Source organism: Shewanella gelidii (genome assembly GCF_014647855.1).
GTDB lineage: Bacteria > Pseudomonadota > Gammaproteobacteria > Enterobacterales > Shewanellaceae > Shewanella > Shewanella gelidii.
Genome location: NZ_BMPZ01000001.1, coordinates 785,850 through 807,251, shown reverse-complemented (window position 1 = coordinate 807,251; position 21,402 = coordinate 785,850). Strand labels below are relative to the sequence as shown.

General features: G+C 46.3%; 20 protein-coding genes and 1 other RNA gene. 7 read left to right on the top strand and 14 right to left on the bottom strand.

The genetic code is table 11. The annotated features are described in order from the left end of the window. Nucleotides 1-2: 2 nt before the first annotated feature. The gene (locus IEY18_RS03490) at nucleotides 3-305 is read left to right on the top strand and encodes a TapY2 family type IVa secretion system protein (RefSeq protein WP_188917807.1); all 303 of its coding nucleotides are present in this window, start codon (nucleotides 3-5) and stop codon (nucleotides 303-305) included. Nucleotides 306-364: 59 nt separating this feature from the next. Here IEY18_RS03490 and norR read toward each other — a convergent pair whose 3' ends face one another. The 6 genes from norR to IEY18_RS03460 form a co-directional block, all read right to left on the bottom strand. Then, a complete protein-coding gene (gene norR / locus IEY18_RS03485; RefSeq protein WP_188917805.1) occupies nucleotides 365-1,939 on the bottom strand; it encodes a nitric oxide reductase transcriptional regulator NorR in 1,575 nt (524 codons plus the stop codon). A gap of 264 nt (nucleotides 1,940-2,203) precedes the next feature. Further along, a complete protein-coding gene (locus tag IEY18_RS03480; RefSeq protein WP_188917803.1) occupies nucleotides 2,204-3,559 on the bottom strand; it encodes a magnesium transporter in 1,356 nt (451 codons plus the stop codon). A gap of 128 nt (nucleotides 3,560-3,687) precedes the next feature. After that, nucleotides 3,688-4,122 carry an ATP-dependent zinc protease family protein gene (locus tag IEY18_RS03475; RefSeq protein WP_188917801.1) on the bottom strand — a complete coding sequence of 145 codons (435 nt, stop codon included), beginning with the start codon at nucleotides 4,120-4,122 and terminating at the stop codon, nucleotides 3,688-3,690. A 50-nt stretch (nucleotides 4,123-4,172) separates the two neighbouring features. Continuing rightward, nucleotides 4,173-5,201: a succinylglutamate desuccinylase/aspartoacylase family protein gene (locus IEY18_RS03470; protein WP_188917799.1), complete on the bottom strand. Its 1,029-nt coding sequence runs from the start codon at nucleotides 5,199-5,201 to the stop codon at nucleotides 4,173-4,175. Continuing rightward, entirely contained in the window at nucleotides 5,201-6,106 is a 906-nt protein-coding gene (gene rimK / locus IEY18_RS03465) for a 30S ribosomal protein S6--L-glutamate ligase (RefSeq protein ID WP_188917797.1), read from the bottom strand. The genes IEY18_RS03470 and rimK overlap by 1 nt, the downstream gene beginning before the upstream one ends. A 50-nt stretch (nucleotides 6,107-6,156) precedes the next feature. Further along, the gene (locus IEY18_RS03460) at nucleotides 6,157-6,498 is read right to left on the bottom strand and encodes a MaoP family protein (RefSeq protein ID WP_188917795.1); all 342 of its coding nucleotides are present in this window, start codon (nucleotides 6,496-6,498) and stop codon (nucleotides 6,157-6,159) included. A gap of 195 nt (nucleotides 6,499-6,693) precedes the next feature. Here IEY18_RS03460 and IEY18_RS03455 point away from each other — a divergent pair, with 195 nt between their 5' ends. After that, nucleotides 6,694-7,578 carry a LysR family transcriptional regulator gene (locus tag IEY18_RS03455; RefSeq protein ID WP_188917793.1) on the top strand — a complete coding sequence of 295 codons (885 nt, stop codon included), beginning with the start codon at nucleotides 6,694-6,696 and terminating at the stop codon, nucleotides 7,576-7,578. A 169-nt stretch (nucleotides 7,579-7,747) separates the two neighbouring features. On the opposite strand, the gene IEY18_RS03450 is transcribed toward IEY18_RS03455, so the two are convergent. Further along, entirely contained in the window at nucleotides 7,748-10,036 is a 2,289-nt protein-coding gene (locus IEY18_RS03450) for a nitric-oxide reductase large subunit (RefSeq protein ID WP_188917791.1), read from the bottom strand. A gap of 194 nt (nucleotides 10,037-10,230) precedes the next feature. Continuing rightward, the gene (locus IEY18_RS03445) at nucleotides 10,231-10,692 is read right to left on the bottom strand and encodes a methyltransferase family protein (RefSeq protein WP_188917790.1); all 462 of its coding nucleotides are present in this window, start codon (nucleotides 10,690-10,692) and stop codon (nucleotides 10,231-10,233) included. Between the two features lie 164 nt (nucleotides 10,693-10,856). Here IEY18_RS03445 and IEY18_RS03440 point away from each other — a divergent pair, with 164 nt between their 5' ends. Both IEY18_RS03440 and IEY18_RS03435 read left to right on the top strand, forming a co-directional pair. Beyond that, nucleotides 10,857-11,012, top strand: a complete 156-nt coding sequence (locus tag IEY18_RS03440) for a hypothetical protein (RefSeq protein WP_188917788.1) — start codon at nucleotides 10,857-10,859, stop codon at nucleotides 11,010-11,012. A gap of 265 nt (nucleotides 11,013-11,277) precedes the next feature. Then, nucleotides 11,278-13,668, top strand: a complete 2,391-nt coding sequence (locus IEY18_RS03435) for a Lon protease family protein (RefSeq protein WP_188917786.1) — start codon at nucleotides 11,278-11,280, stop codon at nucleotides 13,666-13,668. Nucleotides 13,669-13,797: 129 nt separating this feature from the next. Here IEY18_RS03435 and rpiA read toward each other — a convergent pair whose 3' ends face one another. The 4 genes from rpiA to IEY18_RS03415 form a co-directional block, all read right to left on the bottom strand. Further along, nucleotides 13,798-14,451: a ribose-5-phosphate isomerase RpiA gene (gene rpiA, locus IEY18_RS03430; protein ID WP_188917784.1), complete on the bottom strand. Its 654-nt coding sequence runs from the start codon at nucleotides 14,449-14,451 to the stop codon at nucleotides 13,798-13,800. A gap of 275 nt (nucleotides 14,452-14,726) precedes the next feature. Further along, nucleotides 14,727-15,866: a glycerate kinase gene (locus IEY18_RS03425; protein ID WP_188917782.1), complete on the bottom strand. Its 1,140-nt coding sequence runs from the start codon at nucleotides 15,864-15,866 to the stop codon at nucleotides 14,727-14,729. A gap of 10 nt (nucleotides 15,867-15,876) precedes the next feature. Next, nucleotides 15,877-17,142, bottom strand: a complete 1,266-nt coding sequence (locus IEY18_RS03420) for a GntP family permease (protein ID WP_188917780.1) — start codon at nucleotides 17,140-17,142, stop codon at nucleotides 15,877-15,879. A 120-nt stretch (nucleotides 17,143-17,262) separates the two neighbouring features. Beyond that, nucleotides 17,263-18,423: a sugar diacid recognition domain-containing protein gene (locus tag IEY18_RS03415; RefSeq protein WP_188917778.1), complete on the bottom strand. Its 1,161-nt coding sequence runs from the start codon at nucleotides 18,421-18,423 to the stop codon at nucleotides 17,263-17,265. A 13-nt stretch (nucleotides 18,424-18,436) separates the two neighbouring features. Here IEY18_RS03415 and IEY18_RS17455 point away from each other — a divergent pair, with 13 nt between their 5' ends. Together IEY18_RS17455 and IEY18_RS03410 are read left to right on the top strand one after the other, a co-directional pair. After that, nucleotides 18,437-18,562 (top strand): hypothetical protein, encoded by a 126-nt coding sequence (locus tag IEY18_RS17455; protein WP_268244243.1) that lies wholly within the window; start codon nucleotides 18,437-18,439, stop codon nucleotides 18,560-18,562. An 82-nt stretch (nucleotides 18,563-18,644) separates the two neighbouring features. Then, on the top strand, nucleotides 18,645-19,595 hold the full coding sequence (locus IEY18_RS03410) for a DUF808 domain-containing protein (protein ID WP_188917776.1): 951 nt from the start codon (nucleotides 18,645-18,647) through the stop codon (nucleotides 19,593-19,595). 104 nt (nucleotides 19,596-19,699) lie between these two features. On the opposite strand, the gene IEY18_RS03405 is transcribed toward IEY18_RS03410, so the two are convergent. Then, nucleotides 19,700-20,317 (bottom strand): 5-formyltetrahydrofolate cyclo-ligase, encoded by a 618-nt coding sequence (locus tag IEY18_RS03405; RefSeq protein ID WP_188917774.1) that lies wholly within the window; start codon nucleotides 20,315-20,317, stop codon nucleotides 19,700-19,702. Nucleotides 20,318-20,492: 175 nt separating this feature from the next. Between IEY18_RS03405 and IEY18_RS03400 the strand changes: the two genes are divergently transcribed. Continuing rightward, complete coding sequence (locus IEY18_RS03400; protein ID WP_188917772.1) at nucleotides 20,493-21,083, top strand: type II secretion system protein; 591 nt, start codon at nucleotides 20,493-20,495, stop codon at nucleotides 21,081-21,083. Nucleotides 21,084-21,204: 121 nt separating this feature from the next. Here IEY18_RS03400 and ssrS read toward each other — a convergent pair. Further along, nucleotides 21,205-21,386: non-coding RNA, 6S RNA (ssrS, locus tag IEY18_RS03395), on the bottom strand. Nucleotides 21,387-21,402: the final 16 nt, after the last annotated feature.

Sequence of the window (21,402 nt, the reverse complement as noted above, 5' to 3'; positions counted from 1 at the left end):
TTATGGTAAGGACGATATTCTTTGGAATTGCTGTGAGCTTCAGTGTGACAGCGATGGCGGCCAACCCGAATGAGCGAAGTGATTTCAAATGCTATTTGGATACGACCATTGGCCCTAAAATTATGTTGTTTGATTGGAAAAAAAGTGAAAAGGCGAAAGAGATGAACCGCCTTGTAGCTAAACGGCTTGAAGAGCCAAATAGTAATCAAGCATTTCATGTCAAAAAAGTGATTGAGTGCCGGGTCGACAGCAAGTCATTTCGTAATGCGAAAGCCTTTGCCATTGATGATCGTATTGTTCGGTAATATAAGTTTCATCGTAGTGCCCCATACCACAGGTATGGGGCTTTTTATTTAAGTCCGCGTCATTTCAGGCCTAAACGTTTGGCTAATCGGTGTAAATTCCCAGAGTCGAGTTGTAGAGCGCGAGCGGTTGCTGCCCAGTTGCCGTCGTGGCTTTCTAACGATTGACGAATGTAATCAGTTTGAAATTCATCTATTGCTTCTCGCAAGCTGAGATCAGTGACAATCCGGCTTGTGGCCTTAATCTGACTGCCACTCAATGCTGTTTTACTATCTTGTGGTTTGTTGGTGGTTAGCGTTTGGTGCTCGCCACTGAGATCAAAGTGCTCTGTTTTAATCAAGCACGCTTGATTGCCTGAGCTCGCTCTAGCCAGCACCGCGGCGCGATGAATTGCATGTTCAAGCTCTCGAACATTGCCCGGCCAAGGGTGTTGATTGAGTTTTTTCAGGCAGCTTTGGCTTAAACTGAGGGTTTCGAGGCCTAGCTTCTGTCGGCAACGTTCAACAAAGAAACCCGCAAGCAATGTAATATCACTTTCTCGTTCCCGTAATGGCGGCACGACCAGTGGAAATACGCTCAGGCGATGGTATAAATCTGCGCGGAAACTTCCCGCAAGCACTTCTGCTTTGAGATCTTTATTGGTTGCCGCAATGATTCGCACATCGACTTTACGGCTGCGATCATCACCTACTTTTTGTAAATCACCGTATTGCAGAACCCTGAGTAGTTTTGATTGCAGTGTGAGTGGCAACTCGCCGATTTCATCCAAAAATAGCGTGCCACCATCCGCTTTCTCAAACTTACCTTCGCGGTGACTGATGGCGCCGGTAAATGCACCTTTTACATGGCCAAATAGTTCACTTTCAGCCACTGATTCGGGTAATGCTGCGCAGTTGAGGTAAACCAACGCATGTTTGGCTCTAGGCGAACCTTGATGGATTAAAGATGCAACCAGCTCTTTACCTGTCCCTGTTTCCCCTAGTATGAGAGCATTGAGCTCGCTGTTGGCGACGACTTCAATTTCACGATTGAGATGTAACATTGATTGCGACTGACCAATCAATTCAACTCTTGTATTTACATCTTGGGTCGGGGTGTCATCGATTGAAGACTGGGATTGTAAAGCCGCTTTTTCAAGTTTATCGATTAACAAAGCGTTGTTGAGAGAAGCGGCGGCAATCGCACTAAAGCTTCTGAGTTCGTCATTGCTGAAATTATCAAATCTTTCCGGATCAAACGCATCGATCGTCAGTGCGCCTATAAGTTTTTGATCAGCAAAAAGCGGTAAGCCAATGCATGCATGAACTTTAAGTTCATCCCCTTGATTGGGAATTAAGCCATCGTAAGGATCGGCTAAATCGCTTTCGGCAGGAAATCGAACAATATCACCAGCACGAGCAATGGCTTCAAGCCGCGGGTGCTCCGAAATGATAAAGCGTCGACCTAAAACATCTTCACTTAAACCATCAATGGCTAGCGGCGTGAATTGTTGTCCTCGAAATGCCAGTAGTGCTGCCGCATCGCAATGGAGTGTTTGTCTTACTTTATCTAAGAGACGTGTAAATCGATCTTGGGTGGAAATGCCTGAAGTAATATCGAGCGCGATATGGGTTAAGTCGATTTGATTAAGAGCCATCGTAAATCCCTAGTGTGCTGAAGTTGCTATCCACACGAGTCTGTGTCGATTCAATCCAAGCGGGCAATTGTCATATTGACTGTATTTTAGCAGAGTCATCGTGACAATGTTGCGCTGCGCAGAATAGATTTTTATTCAATAAAAAAAGCGCCGCATCGCGGCCCTGAAGTGTTCAAATGTAGAACAAAAAAAGAGGTGAATGTGTCGAGGTGTCTTTACTAGATTGTATTCAAAATTCAAGAGTGAAAAAAACGCGTTTTACGCCTATTGCATTAATAACAAACTGCCGAGACCTAAAAATATTAAAAAACCCACAATGTCCGTTACCGTTGTCAAAATGACCGAGCCAGCAACGGCGGGATCGATATTTAAATGTTTTAAAATAAAGGGGATGAGCGTGCCTGATGAAGCCGCAGCTAAGCTGTTGCAGACAATGGCGACAAAGATAATCCCCCCAAGGACGCTTGAATCAAACCACCAGCTAACGACGACGCTAATGACCAGCCCTAAAAGCAAACCGTTCAGTGCCGCAATTTTTATTTCCTTATCCAACAGCAAATTTAAATTACTGCGACTTAAATGGTTTAAGGCCATTCCGCGTAAAGATACTGCGAGGGTTTGGCTACCGGCGATTCCGCCCATGCTTGCGACAACAGGCATTAAAATAGCGAGCGCGACTACCTGCTGTAATGCGTCTCCAAACCAGCCGATTACCCACGATGCTAAAAAAGCGGTCAGCAAATTTGCAGTGAGCCATATTGCGCGCATTTTGGCGGCGATTGGCACCGGTGTGAAAAGGTCTTCTTCATTTTGTGCGGTATCTGAAGCCAAAATCTCTAGGCTTTTTTCTTTTAATCGCTGCATTAAAAGCGATGTTGCGATGGCACCTATGATCTGACCATCTTTTTGTACGGGTACCCATGCTACGCCTTCAATTGGATTGACGGATTGTGCGGCAGTTGTCATGTCTACTTGATGATCTACAACGTCGAGCATCACCATCAAATCGGCTAACGGGGTGTCAGGCGCACAACGAAGGACCTGTTCAATAGTGCAGTAGCCTAAAAATTCTTTTTGCACGCTAGTGACATAAATGCCGTTGTATTGAATGTCTGGCTTCGCCGCCATTCGTCCGACAATCCTGCCTGCCGTAGTTGAAGGGCGCGATTTGATGATGTTGTAATTCGTGTATCGCCCAACTTCTTCGTCCTGATAGCTTAATGCTTGTTGTAATTGTTCAGTCGCTTGTGTTTCAAGTTGTTCTAAGAAATCCTCAACGCTATCGGCAGGTAATGCCTCAGCATAGGTGATGATGTCCTTCTCATTCGCCTCTGCAAGTAGTGACCTTAGTTGAGGTTGTGATAAAAAACCGATGACGTGTTTGGCGGTTTCATAGTGCAACAGGTGTAAGATGGACCAATAGCGTTCGCAAGGGGTTTCATTCCAGATTGCGTAGCGATATTGCTCGTTAACGGACTCGATGAGGTGCGCAATGTCGGCATCACTGGACTCAACAATGAACGCAAGTGCTGCCGTATCTGTGAAGTCATCTGTTGAGAAAACCGCCATCACTCGAGAGAGAAGTTCGGTTTGAGTGTGCATATTGTCATTAATGATCATGTTTTTTCCTCAACCTATGTCCGAACAAAGCTAAAATAAGTCAATGGCTTTGATGTTACATGGCCTCTAAATACAGCAAGCAATATCTAAGTTGTGCCCGTTGCAACTTGCCGAAAAATGCGCTCTGATTACTCGATAAAAGAGCTGACTATGTAGGTGGATGCAGGGTCAACATATACCCGTTCTCCCATGGCTTGGCGGCCTAATAACATCAAGTAGGTCATATCCTGCCGATTGCTCAAGGTGATTTCGATAGGCCAGAGTTGTTCACCTAACTGGATATTGGTTTTAATCACGCATCGTTGCTCAACTTCCCCGTTTGATGATTTTATCCGTCGAGAGTCGTGCAACGGCGCTCGGCAGTGTACGATTTCAGCCAAGTTATAAACGTCTGGGTGCAAATCGAATTCGACATAGGGCTTACCATTGACCTTGACCTGCTTTAAGTTATCGACGTGCAAAGCGGAGGTTTGCGCGCCAGTATCGATGCGTACATGCAGGTCGCTTATGCCTAGATCGGGGAGGTGGCAGGTTTCTAGGTTGCCAATAATCATTCTGTTCATCGTTGCTCTCTATTTTCTATGTCTGCTCGTGTATGGCTTTGGTTCACCGGCTAAATGGCGATGACTGAAGAAGCTAAGGGTTGTAACTGCTCTTGCATATTTTCAATGTGTTCAGCAACTTCATCATCGTCCTCACCAAAAAATGCAATATGAAACATAGCATCACCTTCTTGTACCAGTGGGATGTTTTGTTTGCCAATGACAATGCCAGCGCGAGAGGAAATAACTTGGCTTATTAAGGCGCCAAGCGGGCTATTAATTTCAGCGAGTACAGCTCCTTTCTCAACCTGAGCTCCGAGTTCGACAAACGCCCTGACAAAGCCACTTGCTGGCGCTCGGCACCAATCGCTGCGATTGGCAACAAAGGGCTCAATTTTTCTTCTGTTACTGCGCTTGCGGATCATCTTTAATGCGGACATCACATTCAGAATTCCCTTCACGCCAGTTTGAATCGATAGCTCATCAAACCGGAGCGCTTGTCCTGCTTCATAAAGCAAAACTTTAGCACCATTGTTTACCGCAGCCTCTCGCAGTGAGCCGTCGCGAACATTTGAATTGAGCAACACTGGAACGCCAAAGGCCTGTGCGAGTGTCAGGGTTTCTAAGTCATCCAAGTTCGCTCGAATTTGTGGCAAATTTGAGCGGTGAATGGCGCCTGTATGTAAGTCGATGCCGTAGTCACAGTGTTTAACTATCTCACTGAGAAAGATATGCGCTAATCTTCCTGCCGGATTTCCTTGTTCAGATCCCGGAAAGCAACGGTTTAGATCGCGTCGATCGTGCATATACCGACTTTGATTTAACACACCATAGACATTCACCATGGGTACTAAAATAAGGCTGCCGCAACTCAGTTTTAAGTGTTGCTGAATCAGTCTTCGAGTAATTTCAATGCCATTGAGTTCATCACCGTGCACAGCAGCACTGATGAACAGTGTTGGCCCTGGCTTTTTGGCTCGGATGATCTGCACTGGGATCGACATCTGTGTATCTGTATACAGTTTCGCAACAGGCAGCTTTAGCTGAACACTTTCCCCCAGCCTGATTTGCAGACCCCCGATGGTGATAACATTTTTCATTAACCTTTGCCTCGGGTTCTGTTGGCATTGGGTTTGGCATTTTTTTCAATAAATTGAAACACTAAGTCTGCAACATCTTTCTTAGTCGCGATTTCAATTCCTTCTAGTCCCGGCGATGAGTTGACCTCCATGACCACAGGGCCATGGTTTGATTGCAAGATATCGACGCCACATAGATTAAGGCCCATCGCTTTGGCTGCATTCACAGCAGTTGCGCGCTCTTCTTTGGACAATCGAACCAACTGTGCGGCGCCACCACGATGAAGGTTTGAACGGAACTCTCCCTCAGCTGCTTGGCGTTTCATGGCGGCTACGACCTTATCACCCACCACGAAGCAGCGAATATCAGCGCCACCCGCTTCTTTGATAAATTCTTGTACGAGAATGTTTGCTTTGAGCCCCATGAAAGCCTCAATAACACTCTCTGCTGCTTTGTTGGTTTCTGCTAAAACCACACCAATACCCTGCGTCCCTTCGAGCAATTTAATCACTAAGGGGGCTCCTCCCACATTTTTGATTAAATCTTGGATTTTGTCTGGCTTACTCGCAAATCCAGTTCTTGGTAGTCCAATGCCTTTACGTGACAGGAGCTGTAAAGAACGTAACTTGTCTCGCGAGCGGCTAATTGCAACCGATTCATTGACACAAAAAGTGCCCATCATTTCAAACTGACGAACTACAGCTGTACCGTAAAAGGTAATGGATGCGCCGATTCGTGGGATCACCGCGTCATAGCGGGGTAAAACTTCGCCATGATAACGTACTGTGGGGTTGCTACTCGTAATATCCATATAACAATGCAAGGTATCAATAATATCGACCTGATGGCCGCGGGCTTCTCCCGCTTCTTTAAGGCGACGGGTGGAATAGAGGTTTTCGTTTCTAGATAAAATGGCGATACGCATTGTCTTTGGCCTTGTGTGTTGACTTGCATGATAAAGATTCATTACGAGCTCTAATCGCTAGCAGCTTCTGGTATGGACGGCTGGGTGGTTTTTCTCCCGCCAGCAAGGGAGAAAAATAGTTTGGGTGTTTGGGTGAGTGTGATGTACTTCATCCACACTCTTTCATAGGGTGTTTTTGCTTCCTTAGCGCCCTGAATAACCTCAACAAAGCGTGCTTCTTCTGTATTGATGGGCATCAAAAATCCTTCTGCCAACGCTCTCATTGTATTGCCGTATTGATGGAGCATTTGTGCCTCTCGACATGAAAAATCACCCGACCGGTTGAAACCGCGAGGGAAATTCACATCGTCATAGAAAGGGGTTGAACCTGTCGAAAATGTTGAAGGTGTCATGGCTAAATATCCTCAAGATTCATTGTCACTATGTTTAAAAAAATCACGTCGATTCTTTAAGCCAATACTGGCTTGTTGCAGGGGCAGCCTTTAGCGCGAAAGGTAGTTTTAAAACGCAGGAAATGAAAACTAAAAATTTCTATCGTCACAACAAAGCTTGTTTGTTAGTCTGCAGCCAGATGTCGGGGAGGGGATATGGACGTAAAAGTATTTAGAACTTTTCTGGAGGTTGCTCGAGAGAAGCATTTTGGACGTACAGCAGACAATCTCTATATTACGCAGGCCGCTGTGAGCGCGCGGATTAAGCAATTAGAATCCTTTTTTGATACATCGCTTTTTGTGCGTGATCGCAATGCTATCAGGTTAACCAGTGCCGGAGAGCGCCTCGTGCCTTACGCTGAAAATATGGTGCGAACTTTGTCTCAAGCCCAAGCGGAGTTGTTGTTGACAAAAGACTATGCCGTTCAACTCACAATTGCTGGAACTCCCAATATCTGGGATGCTTTTTTGCAGCATTGGCTGAGCGTGGTGACAGATGATTTTAGCGGATATTCGTTTCGAGCAGAGATCTTGAGTCAAGAGCAGATTAGTCGCGCTCAGATTGAGCGTACGCTCGATATCGGCTTAACGTTTGATCCGATGAAATCAGATGAGCTGGTTTGTCATCAAGTCGCTGAGCTTGAATTAATTATGGTGTGTTCAACACCAAAATCTGCATTGGAAGCGATGAGCTCTGGTTATGTTTATGTTGATTGGGGAACTCGTTTTGCTTCTGAGCATGCTGAGCGACATAGCAAAATGCCGCCGCCGTATCTACGGACGTCCAATGGACAAATAGCACTCAACTTTATCTTAGAAAAGGGCGGTGCGGCTTATTTACCTAAAACTGTTGTGGCACCGTTTATCGAATCACAACAGCTATATATCGTTTTAGAACAAGAATCGTGGTTAAGGCCTGTATATTTGTCATATCGCGCAGATGCCGCTTCGTTAGAAGCCATTCAGAAAGTGGAAAATCTCATTAGTGCAACCGAGCCTGAATCTCCATTTGTAATTCAGCAGGCAGGTGATGCGTTATAGGTTAGACCTGCGGTAGGAGAATAACGAGGTGCGTTGTTGATTGAAATCCGGCGGTTTGAAGTCGGTGTTCCTGTCGTTCTGAACTAAAAAAAGGGCCGCATCGCGGCCCTGAAGTGTTCAAATGTCGAACAAAAAGAGATGAGAGAGTGTACGCTAATGAAAGCGTGGATTAAGCGTTGCTGGTGATGCCCTCCTCTAAGTTCGGTGAAGACTTTCCTGCGAGGGCTTTACGGATAAGGTCGAACAGGAATGCGCCAAGAAGTAGCCCACCAAAGCCGAACAACACATCACCAGGTACTCGCAACCAGACGAAGGTCTCAACAAGTGAACTATGAATCACCTCGGCCGAGCGGCCATACCAGTAACCGTTTTCAAGAACTGCAAAGAATTGAATGAGTCCCACAGGAAGCAGTGACATAAACACCATTCCCGCGAGGCCTATATTCAGTGACCAGAATGCGCCTTTAAGGTACTTATCGTTCCACTGCATATTGCCTGTTAATCCACGCAAACAGAAGAGCATCAGACCAATTCCCAGCATGCCATATACACCCATAAAGGCAGCATGACCATGTGTCGCGGTGGTGTTTAGACCTTGTATGAAGTACAAAGCAATCGGTGGGTTGATGAGGAAACCAAGAACACCTGCACCAACTAGGTTCCAGAAAGCCGTGGCGACAAAGAACATAATTGCCCATTTATAACGTGCCATCCACGGTGCAGCTGCACGCATACGGTAGCTTTCAACGGCCTCAAACCCAATGAGTGCTAATGGCACAACTTCTAGTGCTGAGAAAATCGCACCCCAAGCAATGACTGAGGTTGGTGTACCTGTGAAGTACAGGTGATGCAAGGTACCAATCAGGCCACCAGTTAAGAAGATGACGGTTGCAAATAGCACTGCAGAGTTCGCGCTACGAGCGCGGATAAGACCTAGGCGAACAAGCATCAGTGCGATAACAGATGTTGCGAATGTTTCAAAGAAGCCTTCCACCCACAAATGGACAACCCACCAACGCCAGTATTCGGCAATCGCTAAGTTGGTGTGCTTACCCATGAATAGGCCTGCACCATAGAATAGGCCAATTGCAACACAGGAAGCGTAAAGCACCCAAATCACCGGTGTCATTTCACCTTGCTTATTCAATGCAGGCTTTATGGCTGCAGTCACGAGGGCTAGCCAAATGAGTAGTCCAACCAACAGTAATATTTGCCAAACTCGGCCAAGGTCAATGTATTCATATCCTTGATGACCAAAGAGGAAGTTCATGTCCAGGTCAAAGTACTGTTGAACGCCAATCCATTCACCAGCCATCGAGCCAAGAACGATAACGACAAGTGCAGCCCAAAGCACGTTTACACCAAGGCGTTGGAATTTGGGTTCATGTCCAGACAGTGCGGGCGCAATGTATAGACCTGTACCGAGCCAGGCGGTGGCGATCCAGAAAACGGCGAGCTGAGTATGCCAGGTTCTTGTCACTGAGTACGGGAGGATTTCGGCAAGCGGGATGCCATAGAAGTTTTGTCCTTCGACAGCATAATGCGCGGTAATTCCGCCCAGCACTACTTGCAGCAAGAATAGGCCGATTGCCGTAAGGAAATACTTACCAACTGCTTTTTGAGATTGGGTTGGCTTATTAAAAAACAGAGGATCTTGGTCCGCAGGTTTAGGCAAAGGTTCATGCTTGCCCGCCGCGTGGTACCACACGAGTGCACCAATACCGGCGATCAGGGCCACAATGCTTAAAATCGACCAAACCACATTACTCGATGTTGGGTTGTTGCCAAGTTGCGGATCGTATGGCCAGTTATTGGTGTAAGTGTGGTCTAAGCCAGGTCGCTCAGTAATAGCTGCCCAAGCCCCCCAGAACAAAAAGGCGTTTAGTTTTTCACGGCGATCTAAAGACGGAATCGTCCCTTCTTTCATTGCATATTGTTCACGCAGTGAGGACATTTTCGGGTCATCACCAAATAGTGCAATGTAGTGATCCATCACGACACCCATAGCGGCAATACGGGTATCAGAAAGAGTGACAAGTGTGATGCCATCAGGCTGCTCAACTACCGTGTTATGACGGACATCTTGACGAAGTGCGAGCTCTAAACCTGCTTGAATTTCCGGCGTGAGACTGGCAAAACTTTGGCTATATCTTTGCTGCGCTGTAATCTCTAACCAAGCTTGTGCTTCACGGTGTAACCAGTCCGCAGTCCAATCGGGCGCAACGTAAGAACCGTGGCCCCAAATGGAGCCCAGCTGGTGGCCACCCATTGAGCGCCAAACCAGTTGGCCTTGTTCAATATCGTTTTTGCTATAAACGGTTTGGCCATTCACATCCACATAGGCCGTGGGGATCGGGGGTTTTTCACGATAGATATCGCTCCCCAAACTTAGCAGTACTGTGAATGAAGCAATCAGCACAACTAGCAGTGCAATTGCGGTGATTTTGTATCTTTTCATAAATCCTCTTACGCAGGGTCAAATTGATATATGACGGCGTAATTGCGGGATTTATGCCAAGTTTATATCTGGTTGATATAATTGATTATTGTTGGTTTAGCGTTCACGAAAGATGTCATTAAGACAGTTTTGTCAATTGGTCTTAATGACATTGAGTGTCAAATGTACAGTGATTTGTGTCACGTGCAATGCCCTTAGAGCCAACGGCGTACAGCGCTTTGGTATTCAAGATAAGCTTTACCAAATATCTCGGTGAGTACGCGCTCCTCAGGCTCTATTTGAAAGCGAGTCATATACGAGGTAAACAGTATTAAAGTCAGTAAGTTTAAGGGATTTTCGAGCAATATAACGAAGCCAAATAGAACCATTGCTAGTCCTAAATACATGGGGTTGCGGGTATAACGGTAAATTCCAGTGTTGACGAGAGCAGACGCATCGCCAATTTGCATTGGGTTGACAGTCGTCTTTACCCTGCGAAATGTTTGCACACCGGCAATACCGATACCAAGACCAAGCGCCGTGCAAGCAATGAGCATTATATATCGAAAGCCGTAGGAGAAAGTCACATTGGGCGTAATGGTTGAAATGAACCACATCAGCAGAGCGGCGATAATGGCTTGCGCCACAGGTGGTATTTTTAACTCCATAAACTGCATGGCAATTCCTTCTTTTTGGTCACAATATTGAAAGTTAACATTTTAAGTATGAATCCTGTTGGCAAATTTGCAATCCGACCAAGGGCACAACTACCCGCAAGTGCTTAAATTATCCCGCAATCGATCGTATCTTGGCTTTGGGCTGCCAATGCTTTGGGCTGCCAATGCTTTGGGCTGCCAATGCTTTGGGCTGCCAATGCTTTGGGCTGTCAGTGCTTGGGTTGCCAGTGTTTGGGGGGCTTGCCGTTGCTTGGGCTGCCGGTGTTTGGGGGGGCAGTATTTGGGTCGGCTTTGCTTTTAGCCTTGTGTTTTTAGTTTGAGTGCCATGGTGGCAACGCCATAGCAATAGCTGACTGAATTGAAGAGATAAGGACTAGAATCTTAGGTGTTCAGGGGGCGTCGTAACACGCTGGAGCGATGAAATGCTGTAAAAATAAGCAGGGCAGAGATATGGCTTAACTTCAAACATTAGCACGATGTTAAGCGCGGATACAATAGACACTATTTTAAATAAAATGATGTTAGACAAATACTTATTGAACAGCTAATAATGGGGTAAGTGACCCAAGAGTAAGCGAGGTGCCTATGCCCGTAAAGCCACTGGCCAGCGAAAATCTTTATCAAGCCGCGACACTCGAGCAGCTTGAAGCAAAATGTAGTTCGACAAAGCACTTAATTCCCCTAGATGACATCGTTGGTCAAGAGCGCGCTCAACATGCGGTTGAGTTTGCGATGTCGATTAAAGAAAAGGGTTATAACATCTATGCGATTGGCCGAAACGGCCTCGGTAAGCGCACCATGATGTTACGTTATCTGAATCGTCATGAGCCACCCCACAACGGCACCGTCTTATATGATTGGTGTTACGTGGTGGACTTTGAACAAACAAGAAGCCCTAAAGTACTGCGCTTGCCTGCAGGCACTGCGAACGGATTCAAAAAAGACATCGAAAAGCTCATGCGGCGCTTGGTGAAAGCCTTCCCCTTAGCCTTTGAAAATGAGATGTATTATACCCGTGCAGAAAAGCTCAAGACGCAACTGGCTGTTCGCCAAGAAACAGTGCTGCAAGAGCTTACTGATGAAGCCAAAAGCAAGGGCATCAGTTTAAACCTGAACACCCAAGGCGAGTATCAGCTGTTTGCCCTTAATGGTGAAGAACCGCACACCGACGAAACCTTTTCGGCCCTCAGCCAAGAAGAGCGCAAAGCATTTGAAACCCACATCGGTGAGATTGAAGTCAAGCTCAGAAGTACTGTTCGGCAGCTGACGGAGTGGGAAGAAGAGTTCTCTACGAAGCAGCAAAAACACGACGAGGAAGTCGCTGAAGAGGTTCTGACTCACTTCATTCAGCCAGTGATTGAAAAGTATCACCATGATAAGGATGTGCGTTTGCACCTCAAAGCGATGCAAAAAGATATTCTCGATAATCTCGATATCTTTATTGGTGACAGTGAAGAGCAGCTTGCCTTATCGTACGCCGCCCTAGATAAAAAAATGCCAAGACGTTACCAAGTCAATGTGTTGGTGTGTCAGCAGGATGATAAATTTCCAATTGTAGTGGAAGAGAGCCCGAACTATCACACCCTTTTTGGTTATGTTGAAAACGCAACCTATCGGGGCACGGTATTTACTGACTTCTCCTTAATCCGTCCTGGTAGTCTGCACAAAGCGAATGGCGGCGTGTTATTGATGGATGCGGTTAAAGTGCTTGAACAACCCTATGTTTGGGATGGTATCAAGCGTTCGCTGCGGTCTCGTAATTTGAATTTAAGTTCTTTAGAACGAGAAGTCTCTCTATCGGGCACGATTTCGCTGGATCCTGAGCCGATCCCTTTAGATGTCAAAATCGTTTTATTTGGCGACCATGAAACCTACCGTCTTTTAGAGCACTACGACCCCGAGTTCACCGAACTCTTTCGTGTGACCGCTGAATTTGAAAACACTATGGTCAGAACGCCAGAATCTGAAGTTCATTATGCTCAGTTTATTGCGAGTATCGTCCATGACAACAATATGCTGCATTGTGATCGTAAAGCGATAGGCCGGATTATCGAATATAGCTCTCGGCGAGCTGATGATCAGAACAAGCTATCGCTACATTCGGCAGATATCGCCAACTTATTGCGGGAAACCAACTATTGTGCGCGAAGCGCCAAAGCGACCATGATCCGCACCAGTCATGTTGAGCAGGCACTTATGCATCAAGAGCATCGCCTCAGTCGTGGCAAAGATACTGTGATGCAAAGCTTTATGAACGGTACCACGCTGATCGATGTGCAAGGTAAAGCTATTGGGCAAATTAATGCGTTGTCTGTACTCGCATCTGGGGATTACCACTTTGGTGCCCCAAGCCGGATTACAGCGACGGCTGCTTATGGAAAAGGAGAGGTATTTGATATTGAACGTCAGGTAGAGTTGGGTGGAAGTATTCACTCAAAAGGCGTGATGATTCTGACGGCCTATTTAAAGTCAGTGCTCGCGAAAAGCGCTCCGATCCCCTTGTCGAGTTACCTTACGTTTGAACAATCCTATGGTGGCGTGGATGGTGATAGTGCATCCATGGCTGAGCTATGTGCCATTTTGTCCGCATTTTCTCAAGTTCCGCTGCGGCAAGATATTGGTATAACCGGGTCGATGAATCAGTTTGGTGAGTCGCAACCGATTGGCGGCGTGAATGAAAAAATTGAAGGCTTCTTTGACGTGTGTGCCATTAAAGGATTTAAAAAAGGCCAAGGCGTGATCATTCCAAAATCGAATGTCCATAACCTCATGTTGCGGCAAGAAGTTGTCGCCGCAGTCAAACGAGGCTGGTTTAATATCTGGGCTATTGAACATGTGAGTGAGGCCATGGAATTACTCACGGGTAAAGAAATGGGCGATTGGCACGAGCAAGGCGGTTACCCAGAAGCATCGCTCCTTGGTATTGCGTATCGACGTGTTATCCAGTTGAATCAAAAGCATAAAGAAGAGCATTAATAGACTTGATGCTGTTTGGATTCGAATGCTCAGTGACTCGTCAACAAAACAGCCCAAATATTCGCGAGAATATTTGGGCTGATTATTTCAGTCGACACTCAATGAGCGCAAAACGTAGCTTTGATTGGATTACGACTTTTTCACGCCGTCGGGAGTTCCCATAAGCAATACATCTGCACCACGGTTAGCAAATAAACCGTTTGTCACAACACCAACAATGGCATTGATTTGAGTTTCAAGCTCTTTGGGGTTCATAATTTTGAGATTATAAACATCCAAAATGACATTGCCGTTATCAGTCACTACACCTTCACGATAAACAGGGTCACCACCCAGTTTTACCAGTTCACGGGCAACGTACGATCGCGCCATCGGGATGACTTCGACTGGAAGCGGGAACTCACCTAAGATATCCACCTGCTTGGTGTTATCCACGATACAGATAAACTTATCAGCAACAGCGGCAATAATTTTTTCACGGGTTAGTGCAGCGCCACCGCCTTTAATCATATCCATGTGGTCGTTTATTTCATCGGCGCCATCAACATATATTGATAACTCGTTGACTGAATTTAAATCAAACACTGGGATCCCCAGAGACTTCATTTTTTCAGTTGACGCTTCTGAGCTCGAGACCGCGCCTTCAATATCTGCTTTCATGGTGGCGAGCGCATCAATAAAGTGGTTGACCGTCGAGCCTGTTCCAACACCCACAATACTGTCTTTTTCAACGTATTCGAGCGCGGCCCAGCCAGCAGCTTTTTTCATTTCGTCTTGAGTCATGTTCAAGCCCTATTTAAAGTTTAAAGAAAAATTTTGCCGCCATTATACGCCTTTTTTATGCGGTGAGTGAGTTTAGATTTGTCGATATATTTGCGCTGAACAAGTGCTGAGAATACGGAGTCTCGGTGACAATGAAGCGGATCAAAAAACTGCCCAGCGACAATAGCGAAACGCTGGGCATGCTACATATTGAGGTAATCGTTGCCTAAAAACGAAAGCCTATAGCGAGATGAGTCGGTTAGGCGAAGCTTGAATAAGCTTCGCTAAATATCGATTTAGTTTGGAAATTTTAAGCCTAGCGTTGCTGCAATGCTGCGGGCGGTACTTTCAATATTAATCGCAGCGTCTTCAATCGCTTCTGCTAAGCTCACCGAGCGAGGGATTACGCTAAATACGGCGTCGATCCCATGCTCAAACACCACGTGGCAGTCTTCGGCAAGGCAACCTGCAATCCCTATCACTGGGATATCAAAAGCTTTTGCAGCGCGAGCGACCCCAATCGGCGTTTTTCCGAAAACCGTTTGGCTATCGATTCGACCTTCACCAGTGATCACAATGTCAGCATCAGAAACCAGTTGGTTAAGTTGCATGGCATCCATGACGATTTCGATGCCAGGTCTTAGTGTTGCATTGAATAGTCCAAGTAAAGCCGCCCCAAGCCCTCCTGCCGCACCAGAACCAGGAATGTCTTTTACGGCGATGCCCAGTTGCTTCTCAACGATGTCGGCATAGTTGGATAAATAGCCGTCGAGAGCTTCAATCATGGCTGGAGTTGCCCCTTTTTGCGGGCCAAATATATGCGATGAACCACGTGGACCACACAGTGGGTTATCAACATCGCAAGCCACTTCCAGTTTGACTTGGGCAAGGCGAGGATCTAAGCCTGAGATATCGATGTGGTGCAGATCCTTTAGATCGCCCCCTGTAGGCCCAATTGGGCTTTGGTTGGCATCAAGAAACCGTACACCAAGCGCCTGAGCCATCCCATTTCCGGCATCGTTTGTGGCACTGCCACCAATCCCGATGATGATATGCTCAACTCCGGAATCGAGTGCGGCTTTGATCAGCTCGCCTGTTCCATAGCTTGTGGTATGTAGAGGGTTACGCTGCGCCACTGGGACATAGTGCAGCCCAGAAGCCGCAGCCATTTCAATCACCGCAGTTTTGCCATCACCCATCAGTCCATAAAAGCCTTTGACCGGCTCTCCCAGAGGCCCGGTAACGGTTTTTTCAATCACAGTTCCTGCTGTTGCATCAACGAGTGATTGCACCGTCCCTTCTCCACCATCGGCCATCGGCACTTTATGGTATTCGGCAAATGGGAGTACTTGCTTAAAGCCAGCCTCAATAGCATTGGCAACTTCTAGCGCCGTTAAACTTTCTTTGAATGAATCGGGGGCAATGACAATTTTCATAGAGACCTCTTTATACAAATAGACCGAATACGCCGAATATTAGGGTCGATACTGCGGCGATACAAAGGCCTACAGCAGACTCATAAGGCACGAGTTTCAAGCGTTCTTTTATATCCATATAAACGGCACCACCCGTTGCATGGAAAAAACTACCATGAGGCATATGGTCAAGAATCGTCGCGCCGGAGTGGATCATTGCGGCGCCTGCTAAAGCGGGTACACCAAGCTCTAGGATTGTTGAACCAAACACACTGGATGCGACTGCTGTTCCCGCTGTTGTTGACGCGGTTGCCAATGACATCGTTGCGCCCGAAATAGGAGCGAGCAAGTATGATGGCAAGCCAGACGCAGTTAGTAAATCAATGAGGCCTGTTTTGAGACCCGAGTTCGCAATTATGCCTGCCAAAGTACCTGTACCCAGTAGCATGACCGCTACGGGAGCCATGCGTCCTAGACCTGAAACTGCAAACTTATTTGCATCGCCAAAGCGACCCATTGCAACTGCACCCATTAGGCCACCTAGTGGCAAAGCGATGAGCGGATCGATATTAAATCCAGCAATAGGACGTAGTGCTAATAGTGAGATTGCCACCATGGGGGCGACCATTGACGCACCAAATGAGGGCAGTCTGCTATGGTCTACTGCTACAATTTCATTCGCTTGTACCTTGCTTCCCTTGTGGATCAGGCGTTTGGCTACAAAGTAAGCAAATACTAGACCACAAAGACCTGGAATAATGCCTGCAGCCATAACAGAGGTGAGTGGTACATCGAATGCATCTGCTGCGGCAATCGCATTTGGGTTCGGTGACATGACGTTACCGGCTTTACCGCCACCGACCATGGCAAGCAAAATGGCCATTTTGGATAAATCAGCTCGCCTTGCAATTGCTAAAGCGATAGGAGAGACCGTGATAACGGCAACATCAACAAAGACGCCAACGGCGGTCAGTATCAGTGTGGCGACTGCAAGGGCTAAAAGGGCTCTCGTTTCGCCCACCTTCTTAACGATGTTCTCCGCGATAGAAGTCGCAGCGCCGGACTCAATTAAGACACCTGCAAGAACACCAGCAGCTAAAATTCGCAAAACTGCGGTGGTAATCCCTTGGGCACCACCAATCATTAGGCTGACGGTTTCAGTAAGAGAGACACCACCAACAATACCACCAATAAGAGCACCAATGAGCATGCCATAAACCGGTGGTACACGTTTTAAAATGAGCGTGATGGCAATGACTAATGCAGCCAAGGCACCAAGTGTAGAGACTTCAACCATTTTTGAGCTTTCCATAGTATGTAGGGTGGCTCAACTGTAAGGGGTTAAAGTGGCATGAGCTTTAGGCGAATTAACAAATAAATCACATAAATAAAGCGAGGTATTTGTGCGTATGCACAATTAATGCTTCTTTTCTGACTCACTCAAAATGGCAAGGTATAGACGGGTTTTATCATTTAAATCACTGATATTTAATGTCGTGATGGCAGAAATTCGCTCAAGTCTGTATCTCAGTGTATTACGATGGATATGTAGTTTTTTACAGGTTTGCGCAAGGTCACAATTTTGCTTGAAAAATGTTTGCAGTGTTTTTAATAACAACCCATGACTGTCATTGGCTTTGAGCTCGACCAGTGGTTGCTGTAAAACTTGTTGTCGCCAATGGTCTGTATCCAGCCCGTTAAGCAATACACTCAATATATGGTCTTGGTAAAACGCGACATGGTTGGTGCTGTCTGTTGCAATTGCATCCATAGTGGCTTTGGCAGAGCGATAAGATTGCGACAATCCTTGCAACGTAGGGAAGTAGTCACCCAAACTAATTTTAATATTAAAGTCCGTATCTGCAGCAATACGCTTCATCAGTTTCTGTACGCGCTTGGCTTCAATGCTGCGTGACCATCCATCGGCATTCATAGTAATGGGTTTTAACACCACAATTTCATTCATTGATACCGAAGGAACGCCGACTAAATTATCTCGCTCTGGATATTCCAACAAATGCACAAGTTGCTGCATATGCTCAGGTGACAAATCTTGCCCTTTTTTAGGGTAGACTTTTAAAATTGCGGCGATGCGGGGTTGAGATAAATCCAAAGCTAAGCGCTCTGCGATGGAAAGCAGCTGTGCATCACTCAATTCTGATCCATTAATCAGTTGTTGTACGAGTTCTTCACGGTGACGTTTATTCCACTGAACTTGGCTCATTAAAACCGCTTGCTCGACGATCAGTTCCGCGGTCATTTTAACGAGCTCGCCATAGTTATAAACCCGCTCTGGGTCGCCGGAAACGCCAACCACACCAATCACGCTTTGTTGATAAACAATGGGTAAATTAATACCGGGGCGTACACCTTTGAGCTGCTGTGCAGTTGCCTGATCAATTTCAACAACGCGATTATCATTTATGGCGAGTACCGCGCCTTCATGGCGTTCATTCAATCGTGATGGATCGCCAGAACCAATAATTCGGCCGTGTTCATCCATGACGTTCACAGAGTATTTAATGATTTTCATGGCTCGCTCTACAATTTGACGCGCGATACTGGTATTCATTTGCATAGATGGACCTGCAATGGCATTGAAAAACTGCGGTTCGAAACAGGATATCGGCAAACCGAAAGAACACCAAGCCCTCATTGCTGGCATTGCGATAGCATCAGCGCATAAAGCCTTGATGTTGCCAATGATGTGTGAATAATGGCTTCCTGCATTAGGTCATGATTGTGGTTGTATCCGTTGTGACTTAGTAAGGATAAATTGATTGGAACAAAGGAGAGTTTATGGCCGGTGCCAGTTTGCTAACGCTACTCGATGATATAGCGACCATTCTAGATGACGTTGCCGTAATGAGTAAGGTTGCAGCGAAAAAGACCGCAGGGGTATTAGGGGATGACCTAGCCTTAAATGCACAGCAAGTTACGGGCGTTGCTGCTGAGCGAGAACTTCCGGTTGTATGGGCGGTGGCCAAAGGATCGTTTCGAAACAAATTAATTCTCGTGCCGGCTGCCTTATTGATTAGTGCATTTGTTCCTTGGTTGGTTACACCACTGTTGATGCTTGGTGGACTATTTTTGTGTTTTGAAGGGTTTGAGAAGGTTTATCACAGTTATACCCATCGTAAACATCAACAAAATGCGGGCGATGAAGCTGCTGCGGCGAAAGCCATGCAAGATCTTGATGACCTCAAAGCTTATGAGCAACAAAAAGTAAAAGGTGCGATTCGAACCGATTTTGTGCTGTCAGCCGAAATTATTGCTATTAGTCTCGGCGTGGTTGCAGAGGCAGATTTTACAACCCAAATGGCCACATTATCAGTGATAGCAATTTTAATGACCGTTGGTGTCTACGGGCTGGTGGCAGGTATCGTCAAACTCGACGATCTGGGTTTGTATATGAGTCAGCGACAAGGGAATGGCAGTGTTAAGGCGTTGACCAGAAAACTCGGTTTAATGCTCGTGAATGCTGCTCCTTACCTCATGAAAGGGCTCACAATTATTGGTACGGCAGCAATGTTTATGGTCGGTGGCGGGATTTTAACCCATGGTGTCCACTGGTTGGCTGAGCAGATTGAACATATCACCGCTGCTGTGGCCAATGTTGCTGCGATTGGTCCTGTATTGGCCGCCATTACGCCGACTTTGCTCAATGCCGTCGTTGGCATTATCGCTGGGGCGATTTTAGTCGCTATTTTGTCTGGAGTGGCAAAATTGAAAGGGCAATCTGCAGCATAATCAACACTGCAATACCCAAATATCTATATGTTTATTCAATTTTTATTGGATATGTGTGTTGGCAAAGTACGCCGATATGAGTTACTCCGAGCTGGCGCTCAAAATCATTCAATGTGTTGTACACAAGCGCTAAAATCAAAGATTTTCTCGGGTGTAATCAGCATCTCTAGAGGAATATCCCAAGCTTCACAGGGGAGCGAAGGCACCTGCTGGCAAGTATGTGCGAATCCAATCGCCAAAGGAGTTTTCCCTCCTTTGGCGCTAACACGTCGATGTGCCAAAGTGCGATCGTAAAACCCCTTTCCCATGCCCATGCGGTTTCCTTGGTGATCAAAAGCCACCAATGGCGTGATCATCACGTCAATTGAATCGGTGCTTCGTAAAGTTTGAATATCCAATTTTGGTTCAGCAATGCCATATGGATTGACAACCATTGGCGTTTCTCGGTGATAGTGATAAAACTGCAAGTTGCCCTGACTAAACGGGTGCAATCGCGGTAACACGACTTCAATATTTTGCTGCCACAATGCTGCAATTAAGCTGTTTGTGTTCAGTTCGCCATCATGGCTTAAATAGATCGCAACCCGTTTCGGACCGAGCGTATTGAGTACTGAAAGCATATGCGCAGTGGCTTGATGTTCAGCAAGGTTTTGTTGCTCTGGCGATAGAGCACGCCTGATTTGGCGGATTTGTTTTCGAATAAGTTGGCGATCAACTGACATGTAAATACCTTAAACGTTGTCTTGCACTCGAAAATACCCTGTAACAGAAATGATTGCGAGCCTGAATGGCTTGTTTCGCGCACCAGTTTGCCTAAGTTTCGGGGACGGTATAGGATAATAAAATAATGTTTATATTGTACCTAAAATGTTGAGAACCCAATAAATGCAACGCTTTATGACCCAATATAGAACGAGCGCCGCTCATGGCTTTACGCTGATTGAGTTGGTTATTGTCGTTTTAATCCTCGGGATTATTGCTGTCATTGTCACACCTAAATTTATTAACTTTACTGATGATAGCCACCAAGTCAGTGTTGAAAACACGGCGGCCGCTTTACGAGCTTCGATCGTCTCCCATCAAGCACTATGGAACATTGATGGGAGTGGAGCACAGGTGAGAGATTTGGTTGGGAGTCAAGGGGATGCATTAGATATGAATGCCCAAGGCTATCCTATCGGGTTGAATGTGACCAACGGACAGCTCAATAACAATCGGATTGGTGTTCAAGGAGAAAACAACATTCATGGCTGCCGAGACATTTGGAATAGCTTGTTAACACAAGCGCCAACGGTTTCGAACAATAACGATGGCGCTGACTACGAGTACTACCGGCACACGGGCGGGCGACTTTGTGGTTTTGTCTATCGAAAAGCCGGAGACACTGTCAATGGTCGAGCCAATGTTCAATTGGGAATTTTGTATGACTCTCGCGTCGGTAGCATTAGCCTGTGTGGCCAAAGTGTTGCTGGCACACCGAGTTGTTAATTTAGGCTTTCTAAACACAGAGTTTTCATTGAGCCCATTGCTTGCGTATAAGCGTGTCGGCTTTTAGCTGTCTCATTTATCTGGTGCACAAAGCTGGGAATGTAATGAGTGTTTGATTGGAATGCTCCCCAAAATATCGCTGCGGGTGTAGCCCTTGAACCGTAGGTTCAAGGCGGGTAAATGTTTACTTCCTAAGGCTTCTCGGTACAAGCCGAGCATGCTCAATGTTAGTAAAAACAGTCACCCTTGGTTTGTAAATATCGGCACAGGGACATTACCTGCTGGCGCATATTCCAGGGAGCAAATTCTTTTCCAATAG